The following is a 1,062-nucleotide window of genomic DNA, read 5'->3' on the forward strand; positions in this document are numbered from 1 at the left end:
TCCAGGAAGTTGGGCTGTCATTGCGAGGCATCATCCGAAGGCGTTGTTTTAGGCGATGGACCGTATGCTGCGCATCTGTTGACGGTGCGTCTATATATAAGCAGGCTTTTTCGGTGCATTGATAGAAAACTGAAATTAACGGTTGACGGCAGATTCAGGAAGTCTATAATTCGCCCCACTTCCGGCGCAGTCGAAACGGAAAACTCCTTGATATTCAATGAGTTACGCAGTTTTCGACAGCGGCTTGCTTCAGTTCATCGAAGCCTGGAAGGAGTTGAAAGAGCGGTGATGCTTGGCTCTTTTGACGGTTCGATCTTCTCGGTCGAAAGCGGAGAAAAAGAGGTGTTGACAGCAGCGTGTAACGCTGTAGAATTCGCCTCCCGCTAACGAGAGATCGGAAGCGCAAGTGGTTGAAGTTGTTGAAGAAATCTTCGAAAACTTCTGAAAATAATCACTTGACAGCAAATGAGGCTGCTGTAGAATGCGCGCCTCGGTTGAGACGAAAGATCTTAACCAACCGCTCTTTAACAACTGAATCAAGCAATTCGTGTGGGTGCTTGTGGAGTCAGACTGATAGTCAACAAGATTATCAGCATCACAAGTTACTCCGCGAGAAATCAAAGATGTAACCAACGATTGCTGAGCCAAGTTTAGGGTTTCTTAAAAACCCAAAGATGTTTGAACTGAAGAGTTTGATCATGGCTCAGATTGAACGCTGGCGGCAGGCCTAACACATGCAAGTCGAGCGGTAGAGAGAAGCTTGCTTCTCTTGAGAGCGGCGGACGGGTGAGTAATGCCTAGGAATCTGCCTGGTAGTGGGGGACAACGTTTCGAAAGGAACGCTAATACCGCATACGTCCTACGGGAGAAAGCAGGGGACCTTCGGGCCTTGCGCTATCAGATGAGCCTAGGTCGGATTAGCTAGTTGGTGGGGTAATGGCTCACCAAGGCGACGATCCGTAACTGGTCTGAGAGGATGATCAGTCACACTGGAACTGAGACACGGTCCAGACTCCTACGGGAGGCAGCAGTGGGGAATATTGGACAATGGGCGAAAGCCTG

Annotated in this window: 1 protein-coding gene and 1 rRNA gene; both read left to right on the forward strand. The window is 49.2% G+C overall.

All coding sequences use genetic code 11. The annotated features are described in order from the left end of the window. A partial coding sequence (locus QRN67_RS33055; RefSeq protein ID WP_285415296.1) for a hypothetical protein occupies positions 1 to 387 on the forward strand: 387 nt, incomplete at its 5' end. A 293-nt stretch (positions 388 to 680) separates the two neighbouring features. Further along, a 16S ribosomal RNA gene (locus tag QRN67_RS33060) occupies positions 681 to 1,062 on the forward strand; the annotation flags it as partial.

This window comes from Variovorax sp. efr-133-TYG-130, from assembly GCF_030208835.1.
Taxonomy (GTDB): domain Bacteria; phylum Pseudomonadota; class Gammaproteobacteria; order Burkholderiales; family Burkholderiaceae_C; genus Variovorax.